10 protein-coding genes and 2 pseudogenes are annotated in these 16,743 nt (G+C 72.2%); 7 read left to right on the top strand and 5 right to left on the bottom strand.

Annotated features, from left to right (window positions below):
• Positions 1 to 22 precede the first annotated feature (22 nt).
• The 6 genes and pseudogenes from OERS_RS09345 (at position 23) to galK (ending at position 7,333) form a co-directional block, all read left to right on the top strand.
• A complete protein-coding gene (locus OERS_RS09345; RefSeq protein ID WP_248948488.1) occupies positions 23 to 1,666 on the top strand; it encodes an efflux RND transporter periplasmic adaptor subunit in 1,644 nt (547 codons plus the stop codon).
• Positions 1,663 to 2,460 carry an ABC transporter ATP-binding protein gene (locus OERS_RS09340; RefSeq protein WP_231907684.1) on the top strand — a complete coding sequence of 266 codons (798 nt, stop codon included), beginning with the start codon at positions 1,663 to 1,665 and terminating at the stop codon, positions 2,458 to 2,460. The genes OERS_RS09345 and OERS_RS09340 overlap by 4 nt, the downstream gene beginning before the upstream one ends.
• Complete coding sequence (locus tag OERS_RS09335) at positions 2,460 to 3,761, top strand: ABC transporter permease (protein WP_082848838.1); 1,302 nt, start codon at positions 2,460 to 2,462, stop codon at positions 3,759 to 3,761. The genes OERS_RS09340 and OERS_RS09335 overlap by 1 nt, the downstream gene beginning before the upstream one ends.
• A 195-nt stretch (positions 3,762 to 3,956) precedes the next feature.
• A complete protein-coding gene (locus tag OERS_RS09330; RefSeq protein WP_197487019.1) occupies positions 3,957 to 4,817 on the top strand; it encodes a DeoR/GlpR family DNA-binding transcription regulator in 861 nt (286 codons plus the stop codon).
• Positions 4,814 to 5,995 (top strand): annotated as a pseudogene (gene galT, locus OERS_RS21985) (galactose-1-phosphate uridylyltransferase); the annotation flags it as partial. The gene OERS_RS09330 and the pseudogene galT, both read left to right, overlap by 4 nt.
• Complete coding sequence (gene galK / locus OERS_RS21735; protein ID WP_409365923.1) at positions 5,969 to 7,333, top strand: galactokinase; 1,365 nt, start codon at positions 5,969 to 5,971, stop codon at positions 7,331 to 7,333. The pseudogene galT and the gene galK, both read left to right, overlap by 27 nt.
• On the opposite strand, the gene OERS_RS09320 is transcribed toward galK, so the two are convergent.
• The 3 genes from OERS_RS09320 to OERS_RS09310 all read right to left on the bottom strand — a co-directional run bounded on the left by OERS_RS09320 (position 7,310) and on the right by OERS_RS09310 (position 13,873).
• The gene (locus OERS_RS09320; RefSeq protein WP_068625561.1) at positions 7,310 to 9,499 is read right to left on the bottom strand and encodes an MMPL family transporter; all 2,190 of its coding nucleotides are present in this window, start codon (positions 9,497 to 9,499) and stop codon (positions 7,310 to 7,312) included. The two genes, galK and OERS_RS09320, sit on opposite strands and share 24 nt — an antisense overlap.
• Positions 9,500 to 9,765: 266 nt before the next feature.
• Positions 9,766 to 12,963 (bottom strand): family 16 glycoside hydrolase, encoded by a 3,198-nt coding sequence (locus OERS_RS09315; protein WP_068625560.1) that lies wholly within the window; start codon positions 12,961 to 12,963, stop codon positions 9,766 to 9,768.
• 295 nt (positions 12,964 to 13,258) lie between these two features.
• Positions 13,259 to 13,873: an ArsR/SmtB family transcription factor gene (locus OERS_RS09310; protein ID WP_231907685.1), complete on the bottom strand. Its 615-nt coding sequence runs from the start codon at positions 13,871 to 13,873 to the stop codon at positions 13,259 to 13,261.
• A 221-nt stretch (positions 13,874 to 14,094) separates the two neighbouring features.
• Between OERS_RS09310 and OERS_RS09305 the strand changes: the two genes are divergently transcribed.
• A complete protein-coding gene (locus OERS_RS09305; protein WP_248948486.1) occupies positions 14,095 to 15,222 on the top strand; it encodes an MFS transporter in 1,128 nt (375 codons plus the stop codon).
• Between the two features lie 21 nt (positions 15,223 to 15,243).
• On the opposite strand, the gene OERS_RS09300 is transcribed toward OERS_RS09305, so the two are convergent.
• Positions 15,244 to 16,047, bottom strand: coding sequence for an exodeoxyribonuclease III (locus OERS_RS09300; RefSeq protein WP_068625559.1), 804 nt, complete (start codon positions 16,045 to 16,047; stop codon positions 15,244 to 15,246).
• 271 nt (positions 16,048 to 16,318) lie between these two features.
• Positions 16,319 to 16,743 (bottom strand): annotated as a pseudogene (locus OERS_RS09295) (hypothetical protein); the annotation flags it as partial.

Below are 16,743 nucleotides of genomic sequence, written 5' to 3'. Positions count from 1 at the left end.
GGGCCCTCGATCCCGTCGCGCAGTGAGCGCGTCCACGGACGACCTGTTCGGCGGAGGCTCCGCACCGACGGTCGAGCTCGATCCCGAGGACACCGGTCAGGCGCCGGACACGGACGCCACGCCTCCGAAGGAGCCGGGCACCGGGCTGCGCGGGCACCGACTCATCTGGCTCGTCGCGGGCGTCGCAGTGCTGAGCCTCCTCGCGGGCATCCTCGTGAGCCGCCTGATCGTCTCCCCCGCGCAGGCTGCGGCGGACGCCAAGGCTCCCGCCGCCGGTCTCATCACCGTCCCGGTCGAGACGAAGGTCATCGCCAACGACGTGACCCTGCGGGGTGACGTCAAGTACGACGACGCCGTCCAGGTCAAGGTCGAGACGGCGGACCTCGGCGGCCCGGCCGTGGTGACCGGTCAGGTGCCCACGGTCGGGGCCGAGCTGGGACAGGTCTCGGTCGCGCTCGAGGTCTCGGGGCGTCCGGTCGTCGTGCTGCCCGGTGACCTTCCTGCCTACCGCACCCTGCGCGTCGGGGTCTCGGGTCCGGACGTGAGCCAGCTCAAGGCGTCGCTCGCGGCCGTCGGGATCGACCCCGGCAAGGTCGACAGCAACGTCTACGACGCCTCGACGGCGGCCGCGGTCGACAAGCTCTATGCCACGGTGGGCTACCCCTCGCCCGCGAGCGACGAGGAGGCTCGGGCCGGGGTCGAGAGCGCCACCCAGGGGGTCAAGGACGCCGAGGCGAACCTGGACGCCGCCCAGGGCGCTCTCGCGGCTGCCAAGGGTGGGGCGACCGACGTGGAGAAGCTCCAGGCCGACAACGCGGTACGCGCTGCCGAGCGGGCTCTCGCGACGGCCGAGGCCGAGGGGGGCGACGTGGCCGGTGCACAGGACGAGCTGCGGCTCGCCAAGGCTCAGCGGGCCGAGGTCGACAAGCCGAAGAACGTGGCGGAGCAGTCCGCGGCGGTCACGACGGCCCAGCGTCAGCTCGAGGACGCCAGGAAGGCCCTCTCCGAGGCCCGCAGCGCGACCTTGACCGCACTGCCGGCGAGCGAGGTGCTGTTCCTCGCGAGCCTGCCGCGCAGGGTCGACGAGGTGCTCGTCGAGCGTGGGGCGACGATCTCGGGGCCCGTCATGGCGGTCTCCGGAGCGGCGCTCGTGATCGAGGCCTCGGCCGCTGCCTCGGACGCCGAGCTCCTGCAGCCCGGAGCGAAGGCCACGTTCGTCCTTCCGGACGACTCCGAGGCGACCGCGACCGTGGTGTCGGTCGAGGCCCGCAAGGCCGAGGCCGAGGGCAAGGGCGGCAGCGGCGGGAACGGTGGCGACTCGGGCTCGGGAGCGGCGAAGGGCGCGCGCTTCACGGTCGCGCTCACGCCCGACGCCCTGACCCCCGAGCAGGTCACCCTCCTCCAGGGGAGCAACGTGCGCCTCACCATCCCGGTGAGCTCGACCGCGGGCGAGGTCCTCGCGGTTCCGCTCGCCGCGCTGACCGCCGGCCCCGGGGGCGAGTCCCGCGTCGAGGTCGTGCGTGGCGACGCGAAGGCGTCCACCACCAAGGACCGCGACACCGAGCTCGTCGCCGTGCAGACGGGCCTGGCGGCCGGTGGCTTCGTGGAGATCGTCTCGTCCGACGGATCCCTCGAGGTGGGCGACAAGGTGGTGGTCGGCAAGTGACGGGCGACCTCGACCGGCTCGGCCTGAACGGGCGGGCAGGGTCTCCGACGGGTGTCCTCGACGACGGCGAGAGCCGACCGGCGGGCCCGCCCGCACCAGGCGTCGACACGCCCGAGGCAGCCCCCGCGGTCGTCGAGCTCGTCGACGTCACGCGGAGCTTCCCCGGGCCTCCCGTGGTCGACGCCCTGAGGTCGGTGAACCTCCGCATCGACCCGGGCGACTACGTGTCGATCATCGGCCCCTCGGGCTCGGGCAAGTCGACCCTGCTCAACCTGCTCGGTCTGCTCGACCGACCGAGCTCGGGCGACTACCTGCTCGACGGCGTGCCCACCGGACGCGCCTCGGAGTCGGTGCGCTCCGCCCTGCGGGGCGGACGGATCGGCTTCGTCTTCCAGTCGTTCCATCTGCTGCCGCACCGCACCGTGCTCGACAACGTCCTGCTCGCGACGCTCTACAGCGGCGTGCCACGGGCCGAACGACAGGACCGGGCTCGCGCTGCCCTCGACCGCGTCCACCTCTCGCACCGCGTCGACTTCACACCGACCACGCTGTCGGGTGGGGAGCGCCAGCGCGTCGCGATCGCCCGTTCGGTGGTGGCGAGCCCGCACCTGCTGCTGGCCGACGAGCCGACGGGAAACCTCGACTCGACGAACTCGGTCGAGATCATGGAGCTGTTCGACGAGCTGCACGCCGACGGCCTCACGCTCGTCGTGATCACCCACGACCCGGCCGTGTCCGCACGGGCCCGGCGACGGGTGCGCATCGCCGACGGCCGGCTCACGGAGCTCGACTGATGGGGCTCCTACGACCGCTCCGCGAGCGGCTGACCGAGCGCAAGAACGGCGCCCCGTCCCCGAGGGTCCACCGAGGGCGGGCTCGGGACCGCTTCAACGCCAGGGACCTGTTCGCCGAGGCCGCGCACGGGATCGGAGCCCGGCCCGGGCGCCTGGTCCTGACGATCCTCGGCACGGTCCTCGGCATCGCGTCGGTCGTGATCACGGTCGGTCTCGCGCAGACCGCCGCGGGCCAGATCAGCCGCCAGTTCGACGCCGTGGCCGCGACCCAGGTCGTCGTGGTCCCCGAGAAGACCCAGACCATGTCCGGCGAGGACCGTCCCAAGGGCCGCATCCCCTGGGACGGAGCGCAGCGGGTCGCGCAGATCAACGGCGTCCTCGATGCCGGCCTGGTCGCGGTGGTCGACGTCGGCGAGAGCCGGGTGACCGCCGTGCCCGTCAACGACCCGTCGGTGGCAGCGAAGTCCACCCCGCAGGTCCTCGCCGGCACGGGAGGCCTGCTCGACGCCGTCCGCGGCCAGGTCGTCACGGGTCGCTTCTTCGACGAGGGGCACGACGCCCGCAAGGACCGGGTCGTGGTGCTCGGAGAGCGTGCCGCCGAACGGCTCGGCATCAACCGGGTCGACAGCCAGCCGTCGATCTTCATCGGCGAGAACGCGTACACCGTGATCGGGATCTTCTCCGACGTGAAGCGACGCACCGACCTGCTCGACGCCGTGGTCCTGCCCGCGGGCACGGCCCAGCAGGACTTCGCGGCGGGTCCGCCCGAGGAGCTGCAGATCCACATCGAGACCGGGGCGGGGAGCCTGGTCGCCGAGCAGGCCCCGGTCGCCCTGGACCCCAACTCCCCCGAGGTGTTCAAGGTCCAGGCACCGGCTGACGGTTCGAAGCTCCAGCAGGACGTCCAGGCTGATATCAACGCGATCTTCCTCGCCCTGGGCGGCATCGCGCTGCTCGTCGGTGGTCTCGGGATCGCGAACGTGACGCTGCTGTCGGTCATGGAACGGGTCGGGGAGATCGGGCTCCGGCGCGCGCTCGGTGCGACCAAGCGGGACATCGCCGGGCAGTTCGTGGTGGAGTCCGTCGTGATCGGCCTCCTCGGCGGACTGGTGGGTGCGTCGCTCGGGGTGTTCACCGTGGTGATCGTCTCGGTCGTCCAGGACTGGACACCCATCCTGGACATCTGGGTCGCGATCGGCTCGGCGCTCCTCGGTGGCGTGATCGGGCTCCTCGCCGGGACCTATCCGGCGCTCAAGGCGGCGGCGATCGAGCCGATCGCCGCACTGCGGGGAGGGATCTAGCGTTCGTCTCCCCACGACGGCCGTCCACCTCGCGGGGTGGGCGGCCGTCGTGCGCCACGGAACGTGCCCGACACGGCCCGTTCGCCGTCCGCCGTCACCGGTTCGCCCACCCGCCGAACCCAGAGCTACGCCCCGCCTCGGTGCCGGCCATGTTGGCTCTTGTTGCTTTCTGTTCGAATGTGTCACCATGGCAGCATGCTCGCCTCCCAGCGCCACGAACGCATCCTCGCGGGGCTCCGCGACCACGGAGCCGTCAGGATCGCCGACCTGACCCAGGAGCTCGGCGTCTCGGACATGACCGTGCGCCGCGACCTCCTCGAGCTCGCCGAGCAGGGACTGCTCCGCAAGGTCCACGGAGGCGCGGTCTCCCCGCAGGCCACGTCGCACGAGCCCGGGTTCGAGGCCAAGAGCGCGCTCGCTCTCGACGAGAAGCGCGCGATCGCCCGTGCCGCCGTCCGCCTCGTCTCCCCCGGCTCCTCGATCGCCCTGTCGGCAGGCACCACGACGCACCTGCTCGCGGTCGAGATCGCCGCGGACCCGCGGCTGCGCCCCCTGACCGTCGTGACCAACTCGCTCCCGGTCGCCGAGGCCCTGTACCGCGCGGGCGACCCGCAGCTCGAGACCGTGCTCACGGGCGGGTCGCGCACGCCGTCGGACGCCCTGGTCGGTCCCCTCACCGAGGCCGCGCTCGCGAGCCTGCGCGTCGACCAGACCTTCCTGGGCGCGCACGGCGTGAGCGTCGAGGCGGGGCTGACGACGCCCAACCTCGACGAGGCCGCGACCGACCGCGCCCTGGTCGCGATCGCGGGACGCACCGTCGTGCTCGCCGACCACACCAAGTGGCGCACCACGGGCCTGAGCGTCTTCGCACGGCTCGACCAGGTCGACGTGCTCGTGACCGACGACGCCCTCCCGGCCTCCGACCAGGAGGCCGCGCGCGACGTCGTCGAGCAGCTCGTGGTCGCCTCTCCGCCCGATGGTCCGCCGGCCCCGCAGTCACAGCCCACCCAGACCCCACCCACCCCCGCACCCCAGGACGGTCGTACCTCCCGATGAACCAGCACCTGCGCCGCACCCCGACCCGCCTGGCCGACGGCCGCGAGCTCGTCTACTTCGACGACTCGCCCGCGTACGTCGCGGGCGAGCTCACGCGTCGGCTCGACGACCCCCGGCCGCTGGGCGACCGGTTCGCCGCCGTGACCGGCCCCGACGGGCACGAGCACCCCTATACGGGCCCCGAGATGCGCCTCGACCCGCTCTCGGGCGACTGGATCCCGATGGCCGCGCACCGCATGAACCGCACGTTCCTGCCCGCTGCGGACTCGTGCCCGCTGTGCCCGGCCCGCCCCGGCGCGGCCTACTCGGACGGCGAGGTCCCGGACACCGACTACGACGTCGTGGTCTTCGAGAACCGCTTCCCGTCGCTGCAGTTCGTGCCGGGCGTCTCCGACGTCGAAGGAGCGCTCGAGGGCGAGGGGACCCTCGAGACCCGCGCTCCGGCGTCGGGCCGTTGCGAGGTCATCGTCTTCTCGAGCGACCACTCGTCGTCGTTCGGCGCGCTGCCCCCGCAGCGCGTGCGCACCATCATCGACGCGTGGGCCGACCGCACCGAGGCCCTCGGACGCGAGCCCGGCGTCGAGCAGGTCTTCTGCTTCGAGAACCGCGGCCAGGAGATCGGCGTCACCCTGCACCACCCGCACGGCCAGATCTACGGCTACCCGTACATCACGCCCACGACCCGCGCGATGCTCGAGCAGGCCCGCGCGCACCACGAGCGCACGGGCGGCAACCTGCTGCGCGACGTCCTCGACGCCGAGCTCGCGGACGGCCGCCGGATCGTCCTGGAGACCGAGCACTGGGTCGCCTACGTGCCCTTCGCGGCCCGGTGGCCCGTCGAGGTGCACGTCGCGCCGCGCCGGGACGTGCCCGACCTCCCCGCGCTCACCGACGCCGAGCGCGACGACCTCGCGGTCGCCTACCTCGAGCTCCTGCGCCGCCTCGACCTGTTCTTCGAGGGGCCCGACGGCGCGCCCGTCCCCCTGCCCTACATCGCTGCCTGGCACCAGGCCCCGGTGCGCGAGGGGCGCGAGCTCTCGCGCCTGCACCTGCAGGTCTTCTCCGTGCTGCGCGCACCGGGCAAGCTCAAGTACCTCGCGGGCTCGGAGTCGGGCATGGGCGCGTGGGTCAGCGACACCACCCCCGAGCGGATCGCGGCGCGCCTGCAGGCGCTCGCCCCGGCCCCGGCGGCACAGTGGGTCGAGTCCTGGCCCGACGACGTCGGTGCGGACCGCGTCCGGCAGGCCTTCGCGGCCGCGTACCCCGCGGACGGCACGGAAGGCGGGGACGAGGCGGACGGTGCCCCCGAGGTCCGCGTCTACGCCGCGCCGGGGCGCGTCAACATCATCGGCGAGCACACCGACTACAACGCCGGGCTGTGCCTGCCCATCGCGCTCCCCCACCGCACGTACGTCGCGCTGCGCCCCCGGACCGACTCGGTCGTGCGTCTCGCCTCGGCCCAGGAGCCCGGCGCCGCGTGGACCGGGCGGCTCGAGGACGTCGCACCCGGAGCCGTGACCGGCTGGGCCGCGTACGTGGCCGGGGTCGCCTGGGCGCTCGGGCAGCACCTCGAGGCGACCGGCGGTTCGGCCGAGACCATCCGTGGCTTCGACGCCGTGGTCGACTCGTGCGTGCCCTACGGCGCGGGCCTGTCGTCGTCGGCCGCGCTCGAGTGCTCGGTCGCGGTCGGGATCGACGACGTCGCCGGCCTGGGTCTCGCGGCCACCGACGCCGGGCGGGCGACGCTCGCAGCCGCCGCGATCCGCGCCGAGAACGAGGTCGCGGGCGCCCCGACGGGCGGCATGGACCAGTCGGCCTCGCTGCGCTGCGCCGCGGGCCATGCGCTGCTCCTCGACTGCCGGCCGGGGCTCGACCCGGTCGACGCCGTCGAGCAGATCCCGTTCGACCTCGCGGCCGAGGGGCTCGCGCTGCTCGTGATCGACACCCGGGCCGAGCACGCGCTGGTCGACGGCCAGTACGCGCAGCGACGTGCGACGTGCGAGGCGGCCGCCGCGACCCTGGGGCTCGCGAACCTGCGCGAGCTCGCGGACTCGGTCATCGCTGCCGGCGCTGCCGAGGGAGACGCGGCGGCCCGCGAGGCCGCGGCCGCCGAGGCCCTCGCCGCGGCGCTCGACCGGCTGCCCGACGACGTCTCGCGCCGCCGCGTGCGCCACGTCGTGACCGAGATCGCCCGGACCCAGGACCTGGTGTCGCTGCTGCGCGCGGGGCGAGCCTCCGACGTCGGGCCGCTCATGGACGCGTCCCACGCGTCCCTGCGCGACGACTACGAGGTCTCCGCGACCGAGCTCGACGTCGCGGTCGAGGCCGCACGCGACGCCGGCGCGCTGGGAGCCCGCATGACGGGCGGCGGGTTCGGGGGGTCCGCGATCGCGCTGGTCCCGGCCGAGCGTGCGTCCGCGGTCGCGGACGCCGTGGCCGGCGCCTTCGCCCGCGCGGGCCTCGGGGCGCCCGGGTTCCTCCTGGCCGTGCCGTCAGCCCCGGCCGGCGCCTGCTGACGCACCGCTGCCCACGAGGGTGCGCGGCGAGGGCTCCTCGCCGCGCACCCCGTCCGGCTCGACGCCGCGGCCTGGGCCCCTCCGCCCGCCCGGGAACCACCAGTTCCAGCGTCCCATGAGCGACATCGAGGCCGGGAGCAGCAGGCCGCGGACGATCGTGACGTCGAGCAGGACCGCGACGGCCATCCCCACACCGATCTCCTTCATGGCCACGAGGTCGCCCAGCGCGAAGCCCGCGAACACGATCCCGATCGACACGGCCGCGACCGTGATGACAGGACCCGACGCCACGACGCCCGCGAGGACGGCCCGGTCGTTCGCGCGGCGGTCGTCCCCGGTCCGTCGACGCCACTCCTCCGAGATGCGCGCGAGGAGGAACACCTCGTAGTCCATCGACAGGCCGAACAGGAAGACGAACAGCAGCGCGGGACTCGTGGCGTCGATCGTGCCCGTGGGCTCGAAGCCCAGGAACCGCGCGCCCCAGCCCCACTGGAAGACCGCGACGAGCACCCCGAGCGACGCGGTCAGCGCGAGCAGGTTCAGGACCAGCGCCTTGAGCGGGACCACGACCGACCGGGTGAGCCAGCCCAGCAGGAGCATGGCGGGCAGCACGACCGCGGCGAACGCCCACGGGAGCCGGTCCCGCGACTGCTGGGTGGCGTCGACGAGCTCGGCCGCCGGCCCGGCGACCTGCACCGAGAACGGCACGTCGAGCCCTCGGACGTACCGGACCACGGACTGCGCCTCCTCGCCCGTGGCCGTGCCGTCGGGGGTCACCTCCGCGACCGTCACGTCGGCCGGGAAGTCCTCCAGGTGCTGGACGTCCTCGACGACCGGCAGCCCGTAGACCGCGTCGAGCAGCGACCGGACCTGCGGGTCCTCGACGGGGGCCCCCAGGAGGAGAGTGACGGGCTGGACCCCCAGGACGTCGAAGTCCTGCTCGACCTTCTCCTGCGCGACCCGCTCCTGCGTGCCCGGCGGGAGCGACCGCGCGTCCGAGCTCCCCAGCGTGAGCGAGGCCAGCGGGGCGCTCAGGAGCAGGAGCACGGCCGCCGAGCCGAGCGTGACCGCGACCGGCCTGCGCTGGGCGAACGACGCCGACCGCGCGAGGAGACCGGCCCCCGTCCTCGTCCGTCGGCGTGCCCAGGTCCGGGTCCGCGGGGCGGGGATCGACGCGTGCAGCACCGCGACCAGGGCCGGTACGAGCGTGATCCCCGCGACCGTCGTCAGACCGACCACGAGCAGGCCGCCCAGCGCCATGCTCGCGAGCAGCGGGTCGGCGAGCACGAGCAGCCCCGTGAGCGCCGACGCGACGGCCAGCCCCGACACGAGGACCGCCCGTCCTGCGGTCGACACCGTCCTGGCCATCAGCTCCTCGAGCGTGGCCCCGGGAGACCGGTCGCGCTCCTCCCGGAACCGCACGACGACCAGGAGGCTGTAGTCGACGGCCAGGCCGAGGCCCAGGAGGGTCACCACGTTGACCGCGAACTCGCTCACGGGGACCACGCCGGCCAGGGCGCTCAACGCCAGGAGAGAGGCCGCGATCGACGCGAGCGCGGCGGCGACGGGCAGCAGCCCTGCACGCAGGCCGCCCAGCACGAGCACGAGGACCACGCACAGCACCACGAGAGCGACCGACTCGCCCACGACCGCGTCGGCCGTGGCGATGTCGGCGAACGTCCGCTCGGCCATGAGCTCGCCGCCCACGACGACCTCGGGCGCGTCGATCGTCTGCAGGACCGCCACCACGCGGTCCCCGACCTCGAGGGCCTGCTCGTCCGTGAGGTCGAGGTCGAGCTCGACCACGACGAGCGAGCTGAGCCCGTCGTCCGAGATCAGGCCGCCCGACGTGAACGCGTCCGTGACCTCCAGGACCCCGGGGATCTCACGGACCTCCTGCATGACGCGATAGCCGCTCTCGAGGAGAGAGGGAGTGAAGAAGTCGACGCCGCCGACGACGGCCGTGAGCGTCTGCCCCTGCGGGTCGAGCTCGTCGAGCAGCGCCTGCGCCTGCGCGGCGGGCGCACCGGCGGGCAGGCTGTCGACCGCGGTCGTGCGGTCGAAGACCCCGCCGCCGATCACCGCCCCCAGCAGAGCGAGCGTGACCCACAGGGCCAGGACGAGAGCTCGGAGACGGACCGTGACCCGACCGAGGTGCGCGAGCATGGTCGACTACCTCTCGACGACAGACGGAGCGTCGTCGTCGACGCCCCGGCAGATGGTGACAGACGCCGCACGACGAGGGCAAACCTGCGGTGCGGCGGTCGTGCGGGGGTGATACCGGGTGGTGCGCGGTCTCGCTGCGCAGAGTGCACGATGCGGCGGCGTCCCGCCGAGCGAGTCGCTGCCGCATCATGCACCTGGCGCGGGGCCGCTTGCTGCCGACCCCACGGGGCGGCGGCCGGTCATGCCGGCCGCCGCCCGGTCATGCGTCAGCCGCAGCTCGACGCGTCGTAGGTCGTCTCGACCACGACCTCCTTGCCTCCGGAAGTCGCCGTCACGGTCGCGGTCCCTGCCTCGATCGAGGTCGAGCGCGTCGCGAACGTCTGCTGGGCCGACTTGCCCGGCAGGACGCCGGTCATGGTCTTCTTGCCGAACGGCGTGCTGAGCACGACGTCGACGGGCACCGTGTCGTCGTTGACGGCACGCACGTTGAGCGTGACCTTGCCTGCCACGCACTTGGGCTGGACGGTCACGGACACCGCGAGCTCGGGCTCGGGCTCGGCGCCCAGGTCCTTGACGCGGATGTTCCGGTAGGAGACCGTCTCACCGGCACCGTGGTTCTGGATGCCGATGAAGCCGCTCGACAGGTCGCGCGCCGGGTCGGTGCTCGTGAAGTCGTTGACGAGCACGTCGTTGAGGTAGATCCGGATGCGGTCTCCCTCGACACGGATGTCGTACGCGTTCCACTGCCCCACGGGCTTGAGCGCCGCGGTCACGGCCGCTGCGTCAGCGCCCTGGAACGTGTAGATCGCTCCCGTGGTGCGGTCGGCCGCGTCGCTCGCGTCGATCTGGATCTCGTAGCCCTGGTTGACCGCGACCCACGGGTCGTTGCCCGGGTTCGGGAATCCGACGAACACGCCGCCGTTGTCGTCCTTGACGAGCTTCCAGTCGAGCTTGAGCGAGTACTCCTCGAGCTCCTGGGCCGTGTACCAGAGCAGACCCATGCCGCCGTTGGTGCGGATCGAGCAGTCGTCCTGGCGGCCGAACGTCCCGGAGCCCGCGAGCTTCCAGTCGGCCAGGCTCGCGAGGGTGCCGTCGAAGATCCCGCGGTAGCCGTCCTCGACGTCGGCCGGGGAGCAGATGTCGGGGTTCTGCCCGATCGACAGCACGTCCAGGTTCACGTTGCCCTGGTCGCCCTGGTCGTACTTGAGGGTGATCGTGTTGTGTCCCGCGGCGAGGTCGACGTCACGCGTGATCGTGTCCCACACCTTCCAGTCGCCCGTCGTGGGGAGGGTCCACGGACCGACCTTCTGACCGTTGACGTAGAGCGAGACGTCCTTGGCGCGCAGCTCGGTGTACGGGTGGATGCCGTTCGCGTAGCGCAGGTTGAGCGGGTAGGTGCCCGCCTCGGGAACCGTCACGGCGAACGTGCGGCCAGAGCCGACGTTCTGCATCCCGGCCGCGAAGCCGGAGCCGGAGTAGTTGCTGTGGTCCGAGCCGAGGCTCGAGCTGCCGAGCGGCTGCGCCTCCTCGGCCTCGTACCAGCCGCGGTCTGCCGGAGCGACGTAGCCCGGCAGCGAGTTGAGCGTGTACCAGGCCTCGGTGCTCAGGAGCTCGGCGCCCTCGTCCGACGCGAACGGACGCGGCGAACGCAGGTGCACGACGTGGCCGGGCTTGAGACCGTCGACCTTGAGCGTGACCGTCGTCCGGTCCTCGGACACCGTGGCGTCGGTGACGAACAGCGGCGACTCGTCGACCTTGGGTCCGCCGTACTGCTGCGTCGGCACGTAGCGCCACTGCTTGAGCGCGTAGGCGTCGGCCAGCTTCGCCACGACGGCGTCGGACACCGGGTCGGTGTACTCGATCTCGAACCCGCCCTCGACGACGCGCATCTCCTTCATGTCGAACGAGTCCTCGTTGACCGGGGAGAGCTTCTGCAGGCCGAAACGCAGCTTGCCGGACTCGCCCCAGTTGCCGCCCTCGCCCGTGCCGCCGACGTACAGCGCGCCGTCGGGGCCCGTGATGACACGGTTGGCGCCGACCTCGAGACCCGCGGTGTGGCGGAAGACCGCACCCTGGAACTCGCCGTCGACCTTCTCGAGGAACGCGCGCTGGAGTCCGCCGTAGGTGACGTCACCGAGGAGCATCTGCCCGGCGAACTCGCCGTCCTCGACGAGGATCGGGTTGCCCGGGGAGTTGGCGATCTCGTTCTGCGGGAGCCACAGCGCGGGCTGTGACACAGGGTTCGCGTCGAACTTCCCGGCAGGGGTCGTGAAGTGGTTGAAGAACTTGTCCTGCTCGATGTGGACGAGCTTGTTCGCAGGGAGCCACGCGCCCTGGTTGTCCGTCCCGAAGATCGCACCCTCGGGGCCGAAGCCGATCCCGTTCGGGGTGCGCAGGCCGCCCGCGACGTAGGTGACCTCACCCGTTGCGCGGTCGATCTTGATCGACGTGCCACGGTTGGCTGCAGGCTGCGGGGTGGTCGTCGCGCCACCGTTGTCGATCGCGACCGAGAGGTTGACGTAGAAGTAGTTCTCGTCGTGGATCAGGCCGAACGCGAACTCGTGGAAGTTGCCGCCGTCGGGCCACCCGGCGATCTTGGTGTGCGTGTCGTAGAAGCCGTCGCCGTCCGGGTCGGTGAGCTGCGTGAGCTGGTACCGCTCGGAGACGAAGATCGAGTCCTCGATGACCTCGATGCCCATGGGGTTGAGGAGCTGGTCGGCGACCTTCGTCACCGTGACGTCCTCGGGGCCGGTCGCGTCGATCACGCCGTCGAGGAGGTACACCTCGCCCGACGTCGGGTTGGGCCGCCAGCCACCGGAGCTCACGTCACCCGTGGTCACCACGGCCAGCTTCTCGTCCGGGGTGAACGCGAGGCCCGAGACCTTGGGCTCGAAGCCCGCAGGACGCAGGTCGACGAGCTCGTAGTTCGGGTTGACGGTGTCCAGGCGCAGGCCGTCGCCCGAGGTGTCCGTCGCTCCCTCGCAGTACTTGTTGCCCGGCGCGGTCACGCGCACGACGTTGGCCTCGGTGCTCAGCACCGACGTGGGGACGACCACGAACGACGTGGCTCCGGGGGTCTTCCACGCGAGCGTCAGGCGCTGCTTGTCCGTCCCCTCGTAGTACTCGACGCGCAGGTCGTGAGCGCCCGCGGTCAGGGTGATCGCGCCTTCGACCGAGGTCGAGTCGTTCGGGCCGTCGTTCTCGAGCACGAGCTGGTCGTCGATGTAGACCAGAGCGCCGTCGTCGTTCGTCACACGGAACGAGTACTCGCCGTCAGCAGGCACCGTGAGCGTCGCCAAGGCGTGGGAGATGAAGCGGTCGGACGCACCGAACTGCTCCGGGGTGCTCCAGTCGATCGTCGGCATGAGCTTGTCGACGTTGGGCGTGGTCCCCGACTTGAGGGTGCACACCGAGCCGGGGTCCTGCGCGAGCTGGAAGGTACGCAGCGTGACGCCGGGCTCCATCTCCTCGGCAGCCTGAGCGGATGGAAGCGTCCCGACGAAGGCGAGGGGGACGAGCAGAGAGGCCCCGAGCAGGCCGGAGAGGCCTCTTCGATGGCGTGAGGGGATTCGCACTGGAGATCTTCCTCCTTGAAGACGGGTCAGCGATGACTTCTCGGACCCTAGGGAGGCTTTTGCTCGCTGTCAACCAAAAGTTGCAAGTTACTAGACAGATTGAGAGGTGGATCGATCGACGCCGCCGCGCTGGGTGCACGATCCTGCTATGACACGCACGGCGAGTCGAACCAGGATCGTGGACTCAGCGCGGGTCGCGGCTCGTGTCGTGGTGGATGGCGACGAACACCGACCACGGCTCGCCGTCAGCCGCCGGCTCGCGCTGCCGGAAGTCCTCGAGCACCTCGTTGAGACGTCGCGAGAGCTCCTCCCGGCCTTCGGCATCGAGCCGCAGCCCGAGTCGCCCCATGTCGACGCTCGCCGGGTCGGCCGCCGACAGCTCCTCGAGGAAGGCATCGAGCAGCACCTGCTGCCCGCCGGGTCCCAGGTCGGCGGTCCACGACCTGCCTGTCGCGAGGTACGGCACCTCTCGCGCCCCGCGCGCTCCGGTGCGCGCAGGTTGCGCGGCCAGGAACCCCCGCGCCACGAGCGTCCGGACGTGGTGGAGCGTCGTTGCCGGATTCTTGCCGAGGAGCTGGGCGATCTCCTTGTTGGTCCGCGGCTCGTCGAGGCAGATGCGCAGGATCCGCACCCGCAGGGTCGACGCCAGAGCGCGCGCGTCGGCGTCTCGCTCGGCGACCGAGTCGCCCGTCGTGGGCAGGTCGGCCGTCGGCGCGTGGGCACCGCGGCCCGTGGTGGCGGCGACGGGTCCGGTCGCGGGTTCCTGCTCTGCGGAGGGGTTCGTACGGTCCGGGGTCACCCCCACAGGCTAACTGATTGACATTTCTCAATCACTTGCAGCACGCTGTTCCGCATGACGTCCGACGAACCGCAGGTGCGCACAGCCGCGTCCCCGCGCAGCCTGATCCACCACCGCGACTTCCGCTACCTGTGGGGCGGAGACGCGCTGGGGCAGCTCGGCGCGCAGCTCACGGGCTTTGTCCTCCCGATCTTCGCCGTGTCCCACCTGCACGCGACCGAGTGGCAGATGGGGCCCTCAACGCGGCGGAGACCGCGGCGTTCCTGCTCCTCAGCCTGCCGGCCGGGGCGTGGGTCGACCGCATGCGCAAGCGCCGCGTGCTCGTCGCGGCCGACCTCGCCCGCGCGGCGATCCTCTCGGTCGTGGTCGTCGCGGCCCTCACGGGGAACGCGAGCATGGCGCTGCTCATCGGTGCCGCCGTGGTCATCAGCACCTTCAGCCTCTTCTTCGACGTCGCGCACCAGAGCTACGTGCCCGGCCTCGTCGGGCTCGACCACGTCGTCGAGGGCAACTCCAAGCTCCAGGCGACCCAGTCCGTCGCGATGATCGCCGGCCCCGCGATCGGCGGGGTCGCGCTGCGCGTGCTGTCCGCTCCCCTCGTGATGGTCGCGACCGTCGGCACCTACCTCGCGAGCGCGCTCGCGATGGCGCGGATCAGCCACCGTGAGGACCTGCCCAGCCCGGAGAACCGGCGTCCGCTGCGCACCGAGATCGCCGAGGGGCTGCGCTTCGTCGCGAGCGAACCGTTGCTCCGGCGGATCCTCGCCTGCACGTCGCTCAGCAACCTGGGTGGGGCGATCGGCAACGCGGTCGTGGTCATCTTCGCCCTGCGCACGCTCGACGTCGGGACTGCGACGTACGGCGTCGTGCTCTCGGCGAGCGCCGCCGGCGGGCTCCTCGGCGCGGTCCTGGCCGACCGCGCGTCCCGCTGGGTCGGCCCCGCCCGGATCATCCCGGTCTCGGCGGTGTTCACCGGCCTGTCCTACGCCATCACGCCCGCCGCGGCCGTCGTGGCGGTCACGGGCGCAGGGTCCACGCTGGTCCCAGTCGTGCTCGTGGTCGGAGGCTTCGTGTTCAACCTGGCGGTCGTCGTCTACAACGTCGCGCAGGTGAGCTTCCGTCAGCGCCTGTGCCCGCCCGCGCTGCTGGGCCGCATGAACGCCTCGGCCCGTTTCATCGTGTGGGGCCCCATCCCGATCGGCGGGCTGCTCGGCGGGTGGATCGGGACCGTGTGGGGCGTGGCTCCAGCGCTCTGGATCGGGGCCGTCGTCATGACGCTGGGCGCGCTGCCGGTCCTCCTGTCGCCGCTGTCACGCATGACCGAGCTGCCGATCCCGGCCCACGACTGACCCCGGACGGGACGGGACGGGTCAGAGGTCGTACGTCGCGACCAGCGCGGCGTGGTCGCTCCAGCGGCTCTCGTAGTCGTCGGCGCGGTCGACCTCGACCTTGACCGCGTGCTCGGCCAGGACCGGGGACGCGAGCTGATAGTCGATGCGCCAGCCCGAGTCGTTGACGAAGGCTTGACCGCGCCAGGACCACCAGGTGAACGGGCCGGGCCCCTCGCCACCGTGACGCCGCCCGAGGTCCACGAACCCCAGGTCGTCGAACCAGGTGTCGAGGTAGGCCCGCTCCTCGGGCAGGAAGCCCGCGGACTTCTGGTTGCCCTTCCAGTTCTTGATGTCGACGTTCTTGTGCGCGATGTTCAGGTCACCTGCCACGACGACGAGGCCCCCCGCGGCCGAGAGCTCCCGCAGGCGCTCGGTGACCTTCTCCAGGTAGGCGTACTTCTCGTCCATCTTGGGCGTGCCGGCCGTACCGGAGTGGATGTAGGTCGAGACGACCGTGAGCTTCTCGCCGGAGGGCAGCTCGAGGTCCGCCTCGACCCAGCGGCCCGTGTCCACAGGCGGCTCCGGCTCGCCCTTGCCCAGGCCGATCCGTACGGCCGTCACGGGCAGCCGTGACGCGACCGCGACACCGGCCCGGCCCTTGATGTCGCACGCCTGGTGGGCGATGTGCCAGCCCTCGCCCAGGAGCTCGTTCAGGATCTCGTCAGGCGCGCGAACCTCCTGGAGGAGCATGACGTCCGGGGTCCGCGAGGCGACCCAGGCGTCCATCCCTCGACGGTAGGCGGCACGGATCCCGTTCACGTTGGCAGTAGCGATCGTCAGCACCCGGCCATCAAACCCCACGCCACCCACACGGGCGAAAACGGGGACGCGAGACGCTCGTCACGACCCCGGCGCCACGTCGTCAGAACCACACCGGGCCATCCACCGGCCCAGTTCTGACAACTCCTCCGCGGCACCCGCCGCGCGCAGCCCGTGACCCCCGCGACCCCCGCGACGCCAAGTTGTCAGAAGTACACCGGGCCATCCACCGGCCCAGTTCTGACAACTAGTCCGTGGCCCGTGCCCCGCCAGCCCCGCCCGGATCAGCGCACCATCACCCTCGCGCTGACGGACCAGCGGGAAGCACCGCCTCACGGAAGCGCCCCGCAAGCACGACCGTCGCGAGCGCCAGCACGGCCAGCACCCCGAACCCCAGCCGCAGCGCGTCGGTCGTCGCGAAGACCCCCGTCATCGCTCCACCGAGCACGGCGCCGACGTAGGTGAAGATGTTGAGCCGGGCCACGGCCCGGTCGGTCGCCTCCTCGACGGTCGGAGCAGCTCCGACCACGTCAGCGGCGGCACCGTCGGCCGCAGTACCGTCGGCCGCAGCACCGTCGGTCACCGCGCCGCGCCCTCCTCCCCCGAGGTCGTCACCGGACCCCGCCCGAGCAGCATCAGCCGCCCGAGCCCCCTCGTCCGCCCGCGCACCCGGCGGCACCTCCGCGTCCGGCCCGTCGACCCGCACCCCGGTCCGCACCC

It is taken from the genome of Oerskovia enterophila (genome assembly GCF_001692445.1).
Taxonomy (GTDB): domain Bacteria; phylum Actinomycetota; class Actinomycetes; order Actinomycetales; family Cellulomonadaceae; genus Oerskovia; species Oerskovia enterophila.
This window is presented reverse-complemented; position numbering and strand designations above follow the sequence as displayed.

Coding starts and splice junctions, on each gene's coding strand:
- OERS_RS09335 (WP_082848838.1), top strand. CDS start 2,460: ATGGGGCTCCTACGACCGCTCCGCGAGCGGCTGACCGAGCGCAAGAAC.
- OERS_RS09330 (WP_197487019.1), top strand. CDS start 3,957: ATGCTCGCCTCCCAGCGCCACGAACGCATCCTCGCGGGGCTCCGCGAC.
- OERS_RS09320 (WP_068625561.1), bottom strand. CDS start 9,499: ATGCTCGCGCACCTCGGTCGGGTCACGGTCCGTCTCCGAGCTCTCGTC.
- OERS_RS09315 (WP_068625560.1), bottom strand. CDS start 12,963: ATGGAGCCCGGCGTCACGCTGCGTACCTTCCAGCTCGCGCAGGACCCC.